The sequence below is a fragment of the Streptomyces gossypii genome (assembly GCF_025165795.1).
Lineage (GTDB): Bacteria > Actinomycetota > Actinomycetes > Streptomycetales > Streptomycetaceae > Streptomyces > Streptomyces gossypii.
The window spans coordinates 147923-165741 of the sequence record NZ_JAJAGO010000010.1 but is presented as its reverse complement, the minus strand read 5'-3'; the positions used below and the strand labels follow the sequence as shown (position 1 = coordinate 165741).

The following is a 17819-nucleotide window of genomic DNA, read 5'->3' as shown; positions in this document are numbered from 1 at the left end:
GGCCCCCGGCGGGGCGGCGTCTTTCCGATAGCCGGACACTGAACTCTGGGCAACGGACAGATTTCAGCCAAACTCTTGTCGCGACCCTGACAGACCACGCCCGCGGTGGCACGCTGGCTCCCGGTCGGCGCAGCACTCCCTACAGGCCCGCACATGCGCCGTACCACCACCCCCCACACGCAGTATCGCTCCAACTGATCTGCCGAACGGGCCGGACGGCGAACCATCGCCGACCGGCATCCCCACACGGCCGCGCCCCTCGCCGGCCGAGCAGAGAAGGAGTCACGCGTGAGATCCACCTCCCCCAGACGCGCCAACAAGCGCGCCAGAGCCGCCGGAGCCCTCATTGCCACCGCAGCCATGGTGGCCGTAGGCGTACAGGCGAACACCGCCAGCGCCGCCCCCGAGGCATCCAAGGCCAACCCCGGCGCCCTTCCCGCCAAGGTGACCCCGCAGCAGAAGGCCGCCCTGCTCCAGAAGGCGGAGCAGAAGCAGGACGCCACCGCCAAGGCTCTCGACCTGGGCGGCAAGAGCGAGCTGCGGGTGCGGGACGTCGTCAAGAACAAGGACGGCGCGACCCACACCCGCTACGAGCAGACCTACGACGGGCTGCCGGTCCTCGGCGGCGAGGTCATCGTGCACCGGACGCCCGAGGGCGCCGTCGACGGTGTCGACAAGGCCGTCGAGACGAAGATCAGCGTGCCGACGACGAAGGCATCCGCCGACGCGAAGCCCAAGACGCCCGCAGCCAAGGACAGCAAGGCGCCCCGCAAGGTCATCTGGGCGGCCGACGGCAAGCCGACGCTGGCCTGGGAGAAGGTCGTCGGCGGCAAGCAGAAGGACGGCACGCCCAACGAACTGCACGTCATCACCGACGCCAAGACCGGTGACAAGCTCTACGAGTACCAGGGCGTGCACAACGGCACCGGCAACAGCCAGTACAGCGGCACCGTCGGCATCGACACCTCCGGCTCCTCCGGGTCGTACCGCATGGAGGACTCCGTGCGCGGCGGCCACGAGACGAGGAACTCGGACACCGGCGCCGTCTTCACCGACGCGGACGACGTCTGGGGCAACGGCCTGCCCAGCAACGTGCAGACCGCGGGCGTGGACGCGCACTACGGTGCGGCGCTCACCTGGGACTACTACAAGGACGTGCACCAGCGCAACGGCATCCGGAACGACGGAGTCGGCGCCACCAGCAACGTCCACTACGGCAACGCCTACCAGAACGCCTTCTGGCAGGACTCCTGCTTCTGCATGACCTACGGTGACGGCGCGAACAACGAGCACCCGCTCACCTCGATCGACGTCGCCGCCCACGAGATGACGCACGGCGTCACCTCCAACACCGCGCGGCTCGTCTACTCCCGTGAGTCCGGCGGCCTGAACGAGGCGACCTCCGACATCTTCGCCGCCGCCGTCGAGTTCCACGCCAACAACCCGGAGGACGTCGGCGACTACATGGTCGGCGAGAAGGTCGACCTCTTCGGCAACGGCGACCCGCTGCGCTACATGGACGAGCCCAGCAAGGACGGCTCCTCCCTGGACAACTGGTACTCCGGCGCGGGCAACGTGGACGTCCACTACTCCTCGGGCATCGCCAACCACTTCTTCTACCTGGTGTCCGAGGGCAGCGGGCAGAAGGTCATCAACGGCGTGTCCTACGACAGCCCCACCTATGACAACCAGCCGGTGACCGGCATCGGCATCAACGCGGCCGAGAAGATCTGGTTCAAGGCGCTCACCGAGAAGATGCACTCGAACGAGACCTTCGCGGACGCACGCGCCGACACCCTGGAAGCAGCAGCGGAGCTCTACGGCGCGGACAGCCCCGAGCAGCTTGCCGTCGCCAACGCCTGGGCGGCCGTCAACGTCGGCGACCGGCCCGGCGACCCGGGCGAGCCCGGCGGCGACGAGTTCGAGAACACCGACAACGTCAACATCCCGGACGCCGGAGCGGCCGTCACCTCCTCCATCGCGGTGACCGGTGTGAGCGGCAACGCTCCCAGCGACCTCAAGGTGTCCGTCGACATCAAGCACAGCTACCGCGGTGACCTGGTCCTCGACCTGGTCGCTCCGGACGGCACCCTCTACCGGCTCAAGAACTCCAACGGCGACTCCGCGAACAACGTCCTGGAGACCTATACGAAGAACGCCTCCTCGGAGACCGCCAACGGCACCTGGAAGCTCCGCGCCCAGGACGTCTACCGGGCCGACACCGGCTACATCGACAGCTGGAAGCTCACCTTCTGAGCAGGCCGGACTGAGCAGTTCAGCCTGAGCAGTTCAGCCTGAGCAGTTCAGGCGTCAGCCCACGAGTGCCCCCGCCGCCCCGCCGGACAGCCCCACATCGTCCCGCGGGGCGGCGGTCAGCCCCAGCTCCGCAGTCCCCGCCAGCAGCCGGTGCGCGGGCAGCACCCGGACGGTGTAGCCGAACGGCCCGGTACGGTCCAGCGCCAGCGGCCCCTCGTAGGTCCAGCGCCCCTCCAGATCAGGTCCGCCGGACGGCTTCAGCGGCACCCGTACGGTCTCGCCGGGCGTGAGCACATCCGACTCGTCGACCCGGCCCGCCACCGCCTGCACCTCCACCTCGTCGGGGCGCAGCCCGCCGAGTGCGACGCGCACCCGCAGCGCCAGCGAACCGCCCAGCTCCAGGGAGGCGGAGGCCGAGCCAGCCTGCTCGACATGGTCCACCACCACGCCGCTCCAGCGGGCCCGCACCCGGGCCTTCCAGGCCGCCAGCTCCTCGGCCGCGTGGGTGTCCATCGCCCGGTGGGCGAGCGCGGCCGGTGCGTACAGCCGCTCCACGTACTCGCGCACCATCCGGTCGGCGACGACCTTGGGGCCGAGCCGCGCCATCGTCTGCCGCACCATCTCGATCCACCGGCCGGGCACCTCGCCGCCGACCGGGCCCCGGTCGTAGAAGCGCGGTGCGACATGGCGTTCGATCAGTTCGTAGAGCGCGGCGGCCTCGATGTCGTCCCGCCGGTCCTCGTCGGGTGCCGTCGCGCCGTCCGCGCTGGGCACCGCCCAGCCGAAGTCGGGTTCGAACCACTCGTCCCACCAGCCGTCCCGCACCGAGAGGTTCAGCCCGCCGTTCAGCGCGGCCTTCATCCCGGAGGTGCCGCACGCCTCCAGCGGCCGGAGCGGGTTGTTGAGCCACACATCGCAGCCGGGGCAGAGCTTCTGCGCCATACCGATCCCGTGGTCCGGCAGAAAGACGATGCGGTGGCGCACCTGGGGGTCGTCCGCGAATCGCACAAGATCCTGGATGAGCCGCTTGCCGCCGTCGTCGGCCGGATGCGCCTTGCCCGCCACCACGATCTGCACCGGCCGTTCCGGGTGCAGCAGCAGCTCCGTCAGCCGCTTCGGGTCACGCAGCATCAGCGTGAGGCGCTTGTACGAGGGGACCCGGCGGGCGAATCCGATGGTCAGCACGTCCGGATCGAGTACTCCGTCGATCCAGCCCAGTTCGGCCCGCACCGCGCCCCGCTGGCGCCAGGACGCGTGCAGCCGGGTCCGTACCTCCTGCACCAGCTGGCCGCGCAGGGTGCGGCGCAGCTCCCACAGCTCGCCGTCGGCCAGCCGGGCCGGGTCGCGCGGCACCTCGGGGGCGATCCAGGTGGGGGCGTGCACGCCGTTGGTGATCGAGGCGACCGGCACCTCGGCCGGTTCGAAGCCGGGCCACAGACCGGCGAACATCTCACGGCTCACCGTGCCGTGCAGAGTGCTCACGGCGTTGGCCCGCTGGGCGAGCCGCAGGCCCATCACGGCCATGTTGAAGCGGCCGGGATCGCCGCCCCCGTGGTTCTCGGTACCGAGCCGGAGCACCTGCTCGGCGGCGATGCCGGGGAGTTCGGCGTCGTCGCCGAAGTGCCGGGCCACCAGGTCGCGGTCGAAGCGGTCGATGCCCGCGGGCACCGGGGTGTGGGTGGTGAAGACGGTGCCCGCCCGTACGGTCTCCAGCGCGGCGTCGAAGCCCCGCCCCAGCACGGCGAGTTCGCGCACGCGCTCCAGGCCGAGGAATCCGGCGTGCCCCTCGTTCGTGTGGAAGACCTCCGGCTCCGGGTGCCCGCTGATCCGGCTGTACGCGCGCACCGCGCGGACTCCGCCGATGCCCAGCAGCATCTCCTGGAGCAGCCGGTGTTCGTCGCCGCCTCCGTACAGCCGGTCGGTCACCTCGCGTTCGGCGCGGTCGTTCTCCTCCACCTCGGAGTCGAGCAGGAGCAGTGGCACCCGGCCGACCCGCGCCTGCCACACGTGGGCGCACAGTGACCGGCCACCGGGCAGCGCGAGCACCACCGAGACGGGCGTTCCGTCGTTCTCACGCAGCAGCTCCAGCGGCATCTCGTGCGGGTCGAGCACCGGATAGCGCTCCAGCTGCCAGCCGTCGCGGGAGAGACTCTGCCGGAAGTAGCCGCGCCGGTAGAGCAGGCCCACGCCGATGAGCGGTACGCCGAGGTCGCTGGCGGTCTTCAGGTGATCTCCGGCGAGGATGCCGAGCCCGCCGGAGTACTGCTGCAGCGCCTCGGTGATCCCGAACTCCGGAGAGAAGTAGGCGATGGCGCGCGGCCGTTCCCTGCCGTTCCGGCCGTCGCCCTCGCGCTGGTACCAGCGCGGCTGCTCCAGATACTCCCGCAGGTCCTTCACCACCGCGGTGAGCCGCCGCAGGAACCGCCGGTCCCGCGCGAGCTCGACGAGCCGGTCCGCCGGTACGGAACCGAGCAGCCGCACGGGGTCGCCTCCGGCGGCCTCCCAGCCCTTGGGGTAGGTGTCCCGGAACAGCTCTCTGGTTCCCGGATCCCAGGCCCAGCGCAGGTTGTGCGCCAGTTCGGAGAGCGGCTGAAGCGGCTCGGGCAGGACAGGACGGACCGAAATGCGACGAATAGCCTTCATCCGCCCGAAGATACGCGCGCACCGCCGCCCGCCCGAGCACCCTCCGGCCATGTCCCCATGTCCATCCACCACTTCCACCCGTGTGCGGAACCCCGGAGTCCGTCGACGGTAATGACACCTGCGCCCCGTACTCGTGGGGATTGCGTCGACCGGCGCCGGTACCCGGCAGGCGCCCGCCAGCGCGGGGCCCGCCAGACGGGTGAGCGCGCAGCGGGCGTCACGGGCGCACCGCTGCGGGGGCCCGCAGAACCGCTACAAATGAGCGGATACCCGCACACTTTCGCAGATCTGGCAGGTGAGCCCATGATCGGTCGCATTCCCGTGCTCGACGTCCAGCCGCTCGTCGACTGCGGTCGGCGACCCGCCAAGGCCGTGACCGGAGAGACCTTCGAAATCTCCGCCACCGTCTTCCGCGAAGGGCCCGGGGCGGTCGGTGCCAATGTCGTACTGCGCGACCCCGGTGGCCGCTCCGGCCCCTGGATCCCGATGCGGGAGGGGGAGCCCGGCACGGACCGCTGGAGCGCGGAGGTCACCCCGGACGCGGAGGGGCGCTGGACCTACATCGTCGAGGGGTGGAGCGATCCGGTCACCAGCTGGCAGCAGACCGCTCTGATCAAGATCCCGGCGGGCATCGACACCGAGCTGACCTTCCAGGAGGGCGCGACACTGCTTGCGCGGGCGGCGTCCGACGTGCCCAAGAGCGGCGGCGGGCGGGCGGCCGTGCTGGCGGCCTCGGTCGCGCTGCGCGACACCACGCTGGCGGACGCGGACCGGCTGGCCGCCGCGCTGGCGCCGGAGGTGACGGCCGTACTGGAGCGGTATCCGCTGCGCGAGCTGGTTACCGCATCGCTCGCGCTCCCGCTTCAGGTGGAGCGCGAACGCGCCCTGTACGGGGCCTGGTACGAGTTGTTCCCCCGGTCGGAGGGCGCGGTCGTCGAGGAGGGGGCGCCCCCGGTCACCGGCACGCTGCGGTCCGCCGCCGAGCGGCTGCCCGCGCTGGCCGCGATGGGCTTCGACGTCGTCTATCTGCCACCCGTCCATCCCATCGGCGACACCTTCCGCAAGGGGCCGAACAACGCGCTGACGGCCGGCGCCTACGACGTGGGCTCGCCGTGGGCCATCGGCTCGTGGGCGGGCGGCCACGACGCGCTCCACCCCGACCTGGGCACCTTCGAGGACTTCGACGCCTTCGTCGCACGCGCCCGCGAGCTGGACATGGAGGTGGCCCTCGACTTCGCGCTCCAGTGCTCCCCCGACCACCCCTGGGTGAAGGAGCATCCGGAGTGGTTCCACAAGCGGACGGACGGCTCCGTCGCCTACGCCGAGAACCCGCCGAAGAAATACCAGGACATCTATCCGGTCGCCTTCGACGAGGACTACCGGGGCATCGTGCGCGAGACGCTGCGCCTGCTGCGCTTCTGGATGGAACGGGGGGTGCGGATCTTCCGGGTGGACAACCCGCACACCAAGCCGGTCGCCTTCTGGGAGAAGGTGCTGGGGGACATCAACCGCACCGACCCGGACGTCATCTTCCTCGCCGAGGCCTTCACCCGCCCGGCGATGCTGCGCACACTGGCCAAGATCGGCTTCCAGCAGTCCTACACCTACTTCACCTGGCGCAGCGGCAAGGCGGAACTGACGGCCTATCTGCGCGAGCTGGCGGGCGAGTGCGCCGCCTACCTGCGGCCCAACTTCTTCGTGAACACGCCGGACATCCTGCCCCGCAACCTCCAGGGGCGCGGGCTGCCCGCCTTCGCCGTACGGGCCGTGCTGGCCGCGACGATGTCGCCCAGCTGGGGTGTCTACGCCGGATTCGAGCTGGGCGAGGCGAGCGCGGCGCCGGACGGCGGGGAGGAGTATCTGGACTCGGAGAAGTACCAGCTGCGGCCCCGCGACTGGGCGGCGGCCGAACGCGCCGGACGCAGTCTCGCCCCGCTGATCAGCACTCTCAACCGGGTACGCCGGGAGCAGCCCGCGCTGCGGCAGCTGCGCGGAGTGCACTTTCACACCACCGACAATCCGCAGGTCATCGCGTATTCGAAGCGAAGCGGAAGGCATTCCGCCGACACCGTGCTTGTCGTGATCAACCTCGATCCCCACCACACCCACGAGGCCACGGTGTCGTTGGACACCCCGGAACTCGGCCTCACTCCCGCGCAGGAGAGTGGCGCCGAGCTCTTTCAGGTGCGCGACGAGCTCACCGGTGAAGCCCACAACTGGGGCAGGGACAACTACGTGCGCCTGGCGCCGGGCCGGATGCCCGCACCGGCGCACGTGTTCTCGCTGCGACCGTCCCCATCGACCGGAGGGTCACCCAATTCATGATCGTCAACGAGCCCGTCCCCGACACCTTCGAGGACACCCCCGCCAAGGACCGCGACCCGGACTGGTTCAAGCGCGCGGTCTTCTACGAAGTCCTCGTCCGCTCCTTCCAGGACAGCAACGGCGACGGTGTCGGCGACCTGAAGGGCCTCACGTCCCGGCTCGACTACCTGCAATGGCTGGGTGTCGACTGCCTGTGGCTGCCGCCCTTCTTCAAGTCCCCGCTGCGCGACGGCGGTTACGACGTCGCCGACTACACCTCGGTACTCCCCGAATTCGGTGATCTCGCCGACTTCGTCGAGTTCGTCGACTCCGCGCACCAGCGGGGCATGCGGGTCATCATCGACATGGTGATGAACCACACCAGCGACGAGCATCCGTGGTTCCAGGAATCCCGCAGCGACCCGGACGGGCCGTACGGCGACTACTACGTCTGGGCGGACGACGACTCGCAGTACCCGGAGGCCCGGATCATCTTCGTCGACACCGAGGCGTCCAACTGGACCTTCGACCCGGTGCGCAAGCAGTACTACTGGCACCGCTTCTTCTCCCATCAGCCGGACCTCAACTACGAGAACCCGGTCGTGCAGGAGGAGATGATCTCGGCTCTGCGCTTCTGGCTGGACCTGGGGATCGACGGCTTCCGGCTGGACGCGGTGCCGTACCTGTATGCCGAGGAGGGCACCAACTGCGAGAACCTCCCCGCCTCGCACGCCTTCCTGAAACGCGTGCGGGCCGAGATCGACGCGCACTATCCGGACACCGTGCTGCTGGCGGAGGCGAACCAGTGGCCGGAGGACGTCGTCGACTACTTCGGTGAGTACGCGGGGGGCGGCGACGAGTGCCACATGGCGTTCCACTTCCCCGTCATGCCACGGATCTTCATGGCGGTGCGGCGCGAATCCCGCTACCCGGTCTCGGAAGTGCTGGCCAAGACCCCGGCCATCCCGTCCGGCTGCCAGTGGGGCATCTTCCTGCGCAACCACGACGAACTGACGCTCGAGATGGTCTCCGACGAAGAGCGCGACTACATGTACGCCGAGTACGCGAAGGACCCGCGCATGCGGGCCAACATCGGCATCCGCCGGAGGCTCGCCCCGCTGCTCGACAACGACCGCAACCAGATCGAACTGTTCACCGCCCTGCTGCTGTCCCTGCCGGGCTCGCCGATCCTCTACTACGGCGACGAGATCGGCATGGGCGACAACATCTGGCTGGGCGACCGGGACGCGGTGCGTACGCCCATGCAGTGGACACCTGACCGGAACGCCGGATTCTCCTCCTGCGACCCCGGCAGGCTGACGCTGCCCGCCATCATGGACCCCGTCTACGGCTACCAGGTCACCAACGTCGAGGCGGCGATGAGCTCACCGTCCTCGCTGCTGCACTGGACGCGGCGGATGGTCGAGATCCGCAAGCAGAACCCGGCGTTCGGCCTGGGCACGTACACGGAGCTGCCCTCCTCCAACCCGGCGGTACTCGCCTTCCTGCGGGAAGCCCCGCTGACCGGGGACGGCGGGGACGACCTGGTGGTCTGCGTCAACAACTTCTCCCGCTTCCCCCAGCCGACCGAGCTGGACCTGCGGGACTACAACGGCCGCGTACCGGTCGAACTGATCGGCGGCGTACGGTTTCCGCCGATCGGCGAGTGGCCCTACCTGCTGACACTCGCCGGGCACGGCTTCTACTGGTTCCGCCTGCGCCGCCAGCGCGTCCGCGCGGCGGCGTAACCTCCCGCGTCCCAGCCCCGCCCAACGGGGTGGCCCGGCCACCGGGCCACCCCGCCACGAGGCGCTGGGGCTGGGGCTGGAGCTGGAGCTGGGCGCCGGAGCATCCCCGACCAGCGGAGCTGTCGGAACCCGGCCTCGCGGGCACCCGCGCTGCGGCCGGGCAGCGGATTGGATGCGGCTGGGATGCGGGCGCAGCGAGCCGCCCAGCCACCAGCCCGCGGGCGCAGCGCGGTTGCCCGGCCGCCTCACGCCGGGCAGAGCGCACCCGGCCACACGGCCGTCCCCCACCGGCCACCGAGAGGCGGTGGCCCGGCACACGGGCCGCCGGGTCAGTCGCCTCTGGCCCCGGTGTGGGCACCTTCTGGGGGCGGGGCCGGTTGCGTTTCAGCCGCTTGACCCGGTCCGTACCGCCGAAGTCGCCGGGGTCGGCGCCCGGCCTGCGGGCCCCCGGTCCACGGCCGTCCCCGACCAGCCCCAGGGCACGGTGCCCCGGCACACGGGACCGCCGGGGGCGGTCACCTGGGCCCCGCCACCCGGACAGGGCGGAGCGAGCGAGCCGCCCAGCCAGCTGGATCGCCGGACAACGGGCGCGGACCTGCAGCCGTCCGGCCAGCCACCGAGTCACGCACACGGAGCCGCCGGAGGCCAGATACCCGGACGCGGGCGGAGCGTGCCGCCCAGGCAGCGGTCGGCGGGCAGCCGAGGTGCTCCTGGCGCGAGGTGCCCGGGGAGGCGGGCCCGGGTGCGGCGGGAACGCCGGGTGTCCCCGGCGCGCCCTCGCAGAGGCGAGCGCGGAGCACCGGACGCCGCGGAGGACGCCAGCAGCCCGCCGCCTCGGGGGCGCGGCGACCTCGGATGGGGGTGTGGCGGCGGGCTGCGCCTACGCCGCACGGCGGAATCTCGGTCAACACATCCGGCACCGCCGCGCAGCAGACGCCGCATAACGGGACACTTCGCGTACCTTTCGTGTGCCCGGGGAAAGGATGGCATGTCGGACAGCTCCTTGCCCCTCACGGCGGCTCCGCCCGCTCCCCCGTCCACCGGGCATGCCGGTGCCGAGCTGCTCCACTCGCTGGCACCGCTGCTCGCCGATTGGCTGCCCCGGCAACGGTGGTTCGCCGGGAAGGGCCACCCGATCAGCGGCTTCACTCCGGTCACCGCGACTGAGCTGCTGCCCTTGGCCGTCGACGGCACGGCGCCGGGGCTGCTGCACATGCTCGTACGGGCCCGGCAGACGGCCACCGCCGCCGAGCTCGCTCCCGGCGCCGAAGCCGACTGCTACCAGCTGCTGCTCGGTGTGCGGTCCGTGCTCCCGCCCGGTCTCGCGACCGCGCTCATCGGGCGTCCGGCGACCGGAGCGCTGCGCGGACTGGCGGTCTACGACGCGCTGCACGACCCCCGGCTGACGGGCCTGCTGCTGGAGCGGCTGCGCTCCCCCGGACGGCTTGGAGCCCTCCGCTTCGCGGGCGGCATGGGCGGCACCAGCACCGGCACCAGCATGACCGGCACCAGCATGACCAGCTCCGGCACGACCAGCTCCGGCACGACCAGCTCCGGCACGACCAGCACACGCGGCGACACCCGCCCCGACATCCGGACGCTGCGGCCGCGCCCCCTGGACGCCGAGCAGTCCAACTCCTCGGTTGTCTACGGCGACGCCTACATCCTCAAGCTGTTCCGCCGCGTCGGCCCCGGCCTCAACCCCGATCTGGAGCTGCCGCTCGCGCTCGCCCGCGCCGGGTGCGACCGGGTGCCCGAGCCCACCGCCTGGTTCGAGACGGCGCCTGCGCCCCGGCGCGCGACGCTCACCCTGGGCGTCTTGCAGCCCTTCCTCGCGGGCAGCGGAGACGGCTGGCAACTCGCGCTGCACGCGCTCGCCGGGCGGCAGGACTTCACCGGTCAGGCCCGTGCGCTGGGCCGGGCCACGGCCGAGGTGCACGCGGGGCTGGCCGACGCGCTGCCGACCACCGTCCTGCACGGCTCCCAGCTCGCCCAGCTCGCCCGGGAGATGGACGGGCGGCTGAACACGGCCGCACACGCCGTCCCCGCGCTGCGCCCGTACCGCGGGGGGCTGCGGAGCGCCTTCGCCGCGCTCGGTGAGCTGTCCCGGCGCGGCCATACCCGGCGGGCCCAGCGCGTGCACGGGGACCTGCATCTGGGCCAGGCGCTGTGCGCCGCAGACGGCGGGCGCTGGAGTCTGATCGACTTCGAGGGCGAGCCCGCCCGTCCCCTCGACGAGCGGCGCCGTACGCAGCCCGCCGTACGGGATGTCGCGGGCATGCTGCGCTCGTTCGACTACGCCGCCTGCCAGCAGGGCATCAGCGAGCGCTGGACCCACCTCTGGGCCGAGGCCAATCGCGCGGCCTACTGCGGCGGCTACGCCGAGGTCACGGGCGCGGACCCGCGCGACGACGCGACGCTGCTCCGCGCGTTCGAGACCGACAAGGCGGTGTACGAGGTGCTGTACGAGGCCCGGCACCGCCCCGGCTGGCTGCCCATCCCGCTTTCCGCCATCCGTCGGCTGGCCGCTCCGGAGACCTGACCCGCTCCGGAGACCTGACCCGCTTCGACCCCGGCCCGCGCGACCGCCAGCCAGCCCGCGCGACCGCCCACACTCTCACCCGCCCCGACTGAGCCCGGAGGGCCTGTCCCATGACACTCAGCCCCTACCAGCAGCCGCAGCCACCCAGCACCGTTCCGGCGGTCTTCCGTTCCCGTCCGGCCACGCCGTCGGCCGCCCCGCCCTCGCCTCCACGCCCGCACGGCCACGGCGTGCGGGTCGCCGAGCCGCTCGCGGAGGGCGATCGCGGGCGCCTCCTGTCGGGCACGCACCACGACCCGCACGCCTGCCTGGGCGCGCACCCGGTGCGGGGCGGCATCGTGGTCCGGGTGCTGCGTCCGTACGCCCGCGCGGTCACCGTGCTCGCGAAGGGGCTGCGGGCGGAACTGCACGAGGAGGGGGACGGGTTCTTCGCCGGGGTGCTGCCGATGCCCGGAATCCCCGAGTACGAACTGCTCGTGCGGTACGGCGATGCGGAGGGCAGCTCAGACGGCGGCACCGAGTTGCGGCTCACCGATCCGTACCGATTCCTGCCCTCCCTCGGCGAGTTCGATCTCCACCTGATCTCCGAGGGGCGCCACGAGCAGCTGTGGCGCGCGCTCGGTGCCCGCACGATGACGCATGCCGGGGTCACCGGCACCCGCTTCACCGTCTGGGCCCCCAACGCGCGTGGCGTGCGCGTCGCCGGGGACTTCAACTACTGGGACGGCACCGCGCTGCCGATGCGTTCGCTCGGCTCCAGCGGCGTCTGGGAGCTGTTCGTGCCGGAGATCGGCGAGGGGGCGCGGTACAAGTTCGAGATCGCGGGCTCCGACGGCACGCGTACGCTGCGCGCCGACCCGATGGCGAGGCGCGCCGAGTGCCCGCCGTCGACGGCCTCCGTCGTGGAGGTCTCGCGGCACGTCTGGCAGGACGCCGACTGGCTGACGCGCCGTGCCGGCTGGGCCCCGCACCGCTCGCCGTTCTCCGTCTACGAGGTGCATCTGCCTTCTTGGCGGCCGGGCCTGGGATACCGCGAACTGGCGGAGCAGCTGCCCGGCTATGTCAGGGATCTGGGCTTCACCCATGTGGAGCTGATGCCCGTCGCCGAGCATCCGTTCGGCGGCTCGTGGGGGTACCAGGTGACCGGTTTCTACGCCAGCACCTCCCGGCTGGGCTCCCCGGACGACTTCCGGTTCCTGGTGGACTCGCTGCACGGCGCGGGCATCGGCGTGCTGATGGACTGGGTCCCGGCGCACTTCCCCAAGGACGACTGGGCGCTGGCCCGGTTCGACGGCGAGCCGCTGTACGAGCCCGCCGATCCGGCACGGGCCGAACATCCGGACTGGGGCACCCTGGAGTTCGACTACGGGCGCCGCGAGGTGCGGAACTTCCTGGTGGCGAACGCGGTCTACTGGTGCGAGGAGTTCCACCTCGACGGCCTGCGGGTCGACGCCGTCGCCTCGATGCTCTATCTGGACTACTCGCGCGAGGAGGGCGCCTGGTCTCCGAACGCGCACGGCGGCCGGGAGAACCTGGACGCCATGGCCTTCCTCCAGGAGATGAACGCCACGCTCTACCGCCGCTGCCCCGGCGTGGTGACGCTCGCCGAGGAGTCCACGGCCTGGGGCGGGGTGACCGGTGCCACCGACCACGGCGGCCTGGGCTTCGGCTTCAAGTGGAACATGGGCTGGATGCACGACTCCCTGGAGTACATGGCCAAGGAGCCCGTGCACCGCAAGTACCACCACAACGAGATGACCTTCTCGATGGTCTACGCCTGGTCCGAGAACTACATGCTGCCCATCTCGCACGACGAGGTGGTGCACGGAAAACAGGCGCTGGTCGCCAAGATGCCGGGCGACTGGTGGCAGCAGCGGGCCAGCCACCGCGCCTATCTGGGCTACATGTGGGCGCACCCCGGCAAGCAGCTGCTCTTCATGGGGCAGGAGTTCGCGCAGGGCGCCGAATGGTCGGAGGGCCACGGGCCGGACTGGTGGCTGCTCGACCCGGCCTACTCGGCCGAGCCGGACCACCGGGGCGTGCGCGATCTGGTGCGCGAGCTGAACCAGGTCTACGGGCGCACGCCGGCCCTCTGGCAGCGCGACACCGACCCCGGTGGCTTCTGCTGGATCGACTGCGACGCGAGCGACGACAACGTCTTCGTGTTCCTACGCTACGACGAGGCGGGTGATCCGCTGCTCGCCCTCTCCCACTTCTCCCCCGCCGTACGGCACGGCTACCGGCTTGGTGTGCCGGAGGAGATCCCCGCCTGGGCGGAGGTGATGAACACGGACTCCCTCGCGTACGGGGGCAGCGGCGTGCGCAACCGTGCCCCGCTGACCCCGGAGCCCGTCCCGGCGCACGGGCGCCCCTGCTCCCTGAGCACCACGCTGCCGCCGCTGGCCACGGTGTGGCTCCGCCCGGTACGCGGACCGGTCACCCCGGGCGCACCGCACCCGCACGCCCCCTGACCCAACCGGAGCTTCTGTCCTTTTTCGTCCGAATGATACGCAGAGACCATCACCGTCCGGTATCTTCTCGACTCTCCCTGTCACATCGTCAGTGAAAGCCGAGGGATCTGTGGACGCTCCGGCACGCCGTCATGCTCACAGTGAGGCCACTCGTCTCCTGTGCGCGGGCAGTCATCTGGACAACGGCTTCCGTCGCCGCGTCATCGACGAACTGGTCGGCCACGAGGAGCGCCCGGCCGCGCCCTCCCTCGGCATCGACGCCGTGTCCGTGCTGGCGCACGCGCTGCGCGCCCGCCGTCGGGAGGTGTTCACGGCGCTCCTCCTGCTGGCGCTCTGGATCTGCTTCTTCGGCGTGGACATCGCCATGACGGACAAGGAATTCAACATCCCGACCCCGAACGTCTTCGAGAGTTCGAGCGGTGCCGATGCCGGCTTCTCCGGCGGTGACGAGCCGAGCAGTGACGCGCTCAGCGTCCCCGGCGGTATGGCGCTCTTCTACGGGGCCGCCTGCTTCTTCCTGTGGGCGGCGCGCGCCGTCTCAGCCCTCCGGCCCGCCACCGACACGGACCAGCGAAGGCGCGGCACCAAGCTGCCCACGTTCTGGGGCGCGGTGCTCATCGTCCCCGCCTGGGGCGCGATGCTCACCTACTGGATGGCCGCCCTCGCCGGCTTCACCGAGAAACCCGCCTCGGTCATCTTCCCGCTCCTCATGGCACTCGTCATCGGCGTCCAGCGCACTCGAGTGGCCACGGTCATGCGGGAGGAGCTGGGCGACGAGGTCTTCCCGCACCGCCGGCCCCCGGAGTTGCCTGCCCGCCGGCGCTACCGCCGCGTCGGCGCGGCCATCGCCCGCGAGCAGTACGCGTCCATGGTTCTGTACGACCCGCACCGACCCTTCGTGGGCGCGGGCAGCCCGTACGAGCCCTGGTCGCTGGCGCTGGAACTCAAGAAGCCGGTCGCGGCCGTCCCGAACCAGGGAGAAGTTCCGCTGACCAGCCGCACGGTCATCGATCTGATCAAGCCGCGGCTCATCGCGCTGCGTGCCTCCGCAGAGCGCACCAGCCGGGACCGGCTGCGGCAGCTGGAGATCGAGGAGTTCGTCTACCTGCCGTCAGGAGTGCCGCGTGACGCCGGTATCTACGAGCCGTCGGCCGTCGCACAGCATCTGGCAGCTTCCGTGAACGAAGGCGGCGAGGCACGCCGGCACTTCCTGCGCATCCGCGTCGGTGCCTGGGACGAGCAGATCGTCCTCTCGGTACTCGTGCGGGTGCACACGCAGGGCGGAATGCTGGTGCTCGAGGTCGTCCCGCACGTACTCGGGCCCGTCACGGAGGAGTTCAGAGAGCTGGACACCCTCGCGGCAAGGCGGCCCGGTGACGTGCCGCGCGAGTCCGTGCAGGCGGTGCTCGCCGCCCCTGCCGCGACCTTCGCGACAGGCATCGCGGCGGTCGGCATGCTGGTCTCGGCCTTCCGTGCCGCGATCAACGGACCGGAGCGCGCGCTGCCGGACGCGCCGCTCACCTCCGTGCGGGAACTGGGCAGCACGAACGACCTGTCGCTCTTCCAGGAAATGGACGTCAGCCGCCACATCAAGACTGTCCAGGACCGTATCGCGAGCGGTGTGCGGGACGCGCTGGAGCAGAGCGGCTACGAGACCGACCGCTTCGAGCAGCAGATCGTGAACGTGCGCGAGGGCGGAATCTTCATCGGGGAGATGCGCGGCGGCGCCGTGGCAACCGGCGCTCAAGGCAGGGCCACACACATGCAGGGGGACCAGCAGTGAACACGGGACCAGCGGACTCGACGGGCGGCCGGGCGGCGGAACAGGAGCGGCGGGCAGCCGAAGGAGTGGAAGGGGGCGCGGGCGGCGGCACGGTGCACATCACCTCGATGTCGGGCGGTGCGATCGCCACCGGCCCGTACGGCCACGCCGCGCACTACGCCGCCCCGCAGGGCGCAACGGACGAGGCGACAAGGGCGCTCCTGGAGGCGGTCGACACCCTGCGTGAACACATCCGGCTGCTCCAGCCCACGGAGGAGACGGCGGAGGTGGACGGCGAACTCGAGGAGGTCCAGGGTGACATCGCTCGTACGGGCCGAGCGGACTCCAGCCGACTGGAGCGTCTGCGGGCCCGTCTGGAGGCGGGCGCGACCGCCGTCGGAGGACTGGCGTCGGCGGCGGCCGTCACCCAGGCGGTGGGGGAGCTGATGCAATGAGGCAGTGGGACCCGGACCGTCAGCGCTGGACCGACGACGCCGAGGGCATGCGGCAGGCGGCCCCGGGCGATCCCGCTCCCCCGGCCCCTCCCGGAGATCCGCACCGCCCGCACCCCACCCGTCCGCAACGGCTGGTGCTTGCGGGCCTTGCCATGGTGCTGTTCGGCGCGGCGGCCGGAACGGGGGGCTGGTTCCTCGTACGTGACGAGGCGCCGGGCGCGAAGAGCGATGCCGCCCCGTCCGCTTCGCCGTCCGCCTCCGCACCCGTGGCGCCACCGGACGACAAGGGCACGAAGCGGCCCGGAGACGGGGCCCCGGTGCCCTCCACCGCTCCGGGGTCCTCGGCGCCGGTTCCCGGATTCTCCCGCGCCGCAGGCCCGGAGGGTTTCACCGTGGACGTCCCGGACGGCTGGGAAGGGCGTGAGGAGCAGGGGGTGGCCGCCCCGGTCGTCTCCTACGAGTCACCGGACCGCCGTCGTCAGCTTCACCTCTTCTGGGTCGAAGACCCCACGCCCTACAAATCTCTCGAACTCGCGGAGGGCCTCCTCCTCAGAGATGAGGGCAAGGCCCGCGCATACGAGCGCCTCGCGCTGCGCCGTATCGGCGAGAGGAACGGCAGCGGCGCGGGTCCGATACGGAAGTCGGCCGAGTGGAAGTACACCTACGTCCATCCTGAGCATGGCCTCCGGTACGTCGTCGACCGGCGCTTCCAGGCGGAGGATGGCGAACTGTACGCGATCCGCGCAATCGGCCCGGCCGAGGACAGGGAATCCCAGAACCGTCTGCTCCAGACAGCCCGCGCCACCTTCTGCCTGGAGGGCACCCCGTGCCCAGGGACGGGGGCACAGCCTTAGAGCCCCTGACAGAATGGGCGGTCGGCTTGCGACGCCTGGCACGCGCGCTCGCCGCGTTGTCGGAGTCGTCCATGTACGCCCAGTACGAGGACGATCCTCCGCCTTGCGAGCGCACGCACCAGACGCCGCAAGCTGATCGACCGCCCATTCTGTCAGGGGCTCTTAGGCCCTGTCCGGGCGACCGGGCGCGCAGAGAGCGGGCAGACAGCGGGCAGATAATCGGAGTGTGCTCCGGGGTGCCGCATGATAGTTCTCGCCGCTATGGACGATCTTCTGACCACTCGGCTGCTGCTCCACCCGCTGACCGTCGCCGAGGCGGAGCGAGTGGCGTCGGGCGAGCCGGGGCCCGACGACCGGTGGGCGCCGGGGTATCCGGCCGAGGGGGACGTCGAAGGGGTAAGGGACTTCCTGAACGCCTGCGCGGCGACCGGGAATCCGCAGCCCTTCGGCGACTACGAGATCCGCCGCCGCGAGGACGGACGGGCCATCGGCGGCCTGGGCTTCAACGGACCGCCGGACGAGGCGGGCCGCATGACCATCGGCTACGCCCTGATCCCCTCGGTGCGGGGCAACGGATACGCGACCGAGGCGCTGCGCGGACTGCTGGAGTTCGCCCGCGCCCGAGGCATCGTCTGTGTGAAGGGCGACGCCGACCACGGCAATATCGCCTCCCAGAAGGTCATGCTGGCGGCCGGCATGCGGCAGGTCGCGGAGGACGAGCGCGTGAAGTTCTACGAGGTCACCTGGGCAGAGCCCGACGGGTGACGGGTGACGGGGTGGCGGC

At 71.3% G+C, this 17819-nt stretch carries 10 protein-coding genes; 9 read left to right on the top strand and 1 reads right to left on the bottom strand.

The window, feature by feature from the left end:
• Positions 1–288: 288 nt before the first annotated feature.
• Complete coding sequence (locus tag LHJ74_RS21800; RefSeq protein ID WP_260219823.1) at positions 289–2256, top strand: M4 family metallopeptidase; 1968 nt, start codon at positions 289–291, stop codon at positions 2254–2256.
• Positions 2257–2310: 54 nt separating this feature from the next.
• Here LHJ74_RS21800 and glgP read toward each other — a convergent pair whose 3' ends face one another.
• Positions 2311–4899, bottom strand: a complete 2589-nt coding sequence (gene glgP, locus LHJ74_RS21795; protein ID WP_260219822.1) for an alpha-glucan family phosphorylase — start codon at positions 4897–4899, stop codon at positions 2311–2313.
• 303 nt (positions 4900–5202) lie between these two features.
• On the opposite strand from glgP, the gene LHJ74_RS21790 reads away from it, so the two are divergent.
• From LHJ74_RS21790 to LHJ74_RS21755, 8 genes are all read left to right on the top strand, one after another.
• Positions 5203–7224 (top strand): alpha-1,4-glucan--maltose-1-phosphate maltosyltransferase, encoded by a 2022-nt coding sequence (locus LHJ74_RS21790; RefSeq protein WP_260219821.1) that lies wholly within the window; start codon positions 5203–5205, stop codon positions 7222–7224.
• The gene (treS, locus tag LHJ74_RS21785) at positions 7221–8951 is read left to right on the top strand and encodes a maltose alpha-D-glucosyltransferase (RefSeq protein ID WP_260219820.1); all 1731 of its coding nucleotides are present in this window, start codon (positions 7221–7223) and stop codon (positions 8949–8951) included. Before LHJ74_RS21790 ends, treS begins: the two co-directional genes overlap by 4 nt.
• Positions 8952–9939: 988 nt before the next feature.
• Positions 9940–11493: a maltokinase N-terminal cap-like domain-containing protein gene (locus tag LHJ74_RS21780; protein ID WP_260219819.1), complete on the top strand. Its 1554-nt coding sequence runs from the start codon at positions 9940–9942 to the stop codon at positions 11491–11493.
• Positions 11494–11603: 110 nt separating this feature from the next.
• Positions 11604–13964: a 1,4-alpha-glucan branching enzyme gene (gene glgB, locus LHJ74_RS21775; RefSeq protein ID WP_260219818.1), complete on the top strand. Its 2361-nt coding sequence runs from the start codon at positions 11604–11606 to the stop codon at positions 13962–13964.
• Between the two features lie 109 nt (positions 13965–14073).
• Positions 14074–15747, top strand: coding sequence for an AbeC-like domain-containing protein (locus LHJ74_RS21770; protein WP_260219816.1), 1674 nt, complete (start codon positions 14074–14076; stop codon positions 15745–15747).
• Positions 15744–16181, top strand: coding sequence for a hypothetical protein (locus LHJ74_RS21765; protein WP_260219815.1), 438 nt, complete (start codon positions 15744–15746; stop codon positions 16179–16181). The genes LHJ74_RS21770 and LHJ74_RS21765 overlap by 4 nt, the downstream gene beginning before the upstream one ends.
• Entirely contained in the window at positions 16178–17035 is an 858-nt protein-coding gene (locus LHJ74_RS21760) for a serine/threonine kinase C-terminal domain-containing protein (RefSeq protein ID WP_260219814.1), read from the top strand. Before LHJ74_RS21765 ends, LHJ74_RS21760 begins: the two co-directional genes overlap by 4 nt.
• Before the next feature lie 261 nt (positions 17036–17296).
• A complete protein-coding gene (locus tag LHJ74_RS21755) occupies positions 17297–17800 on the top strand; it encodes a GNAT family N-acetyltransferase (RefSeq protein WP_260219813.1) in 504 nt (167 codons plus the stop codon).
• Positions 17801–17819 lie beyond the last annotated feature (19 nt).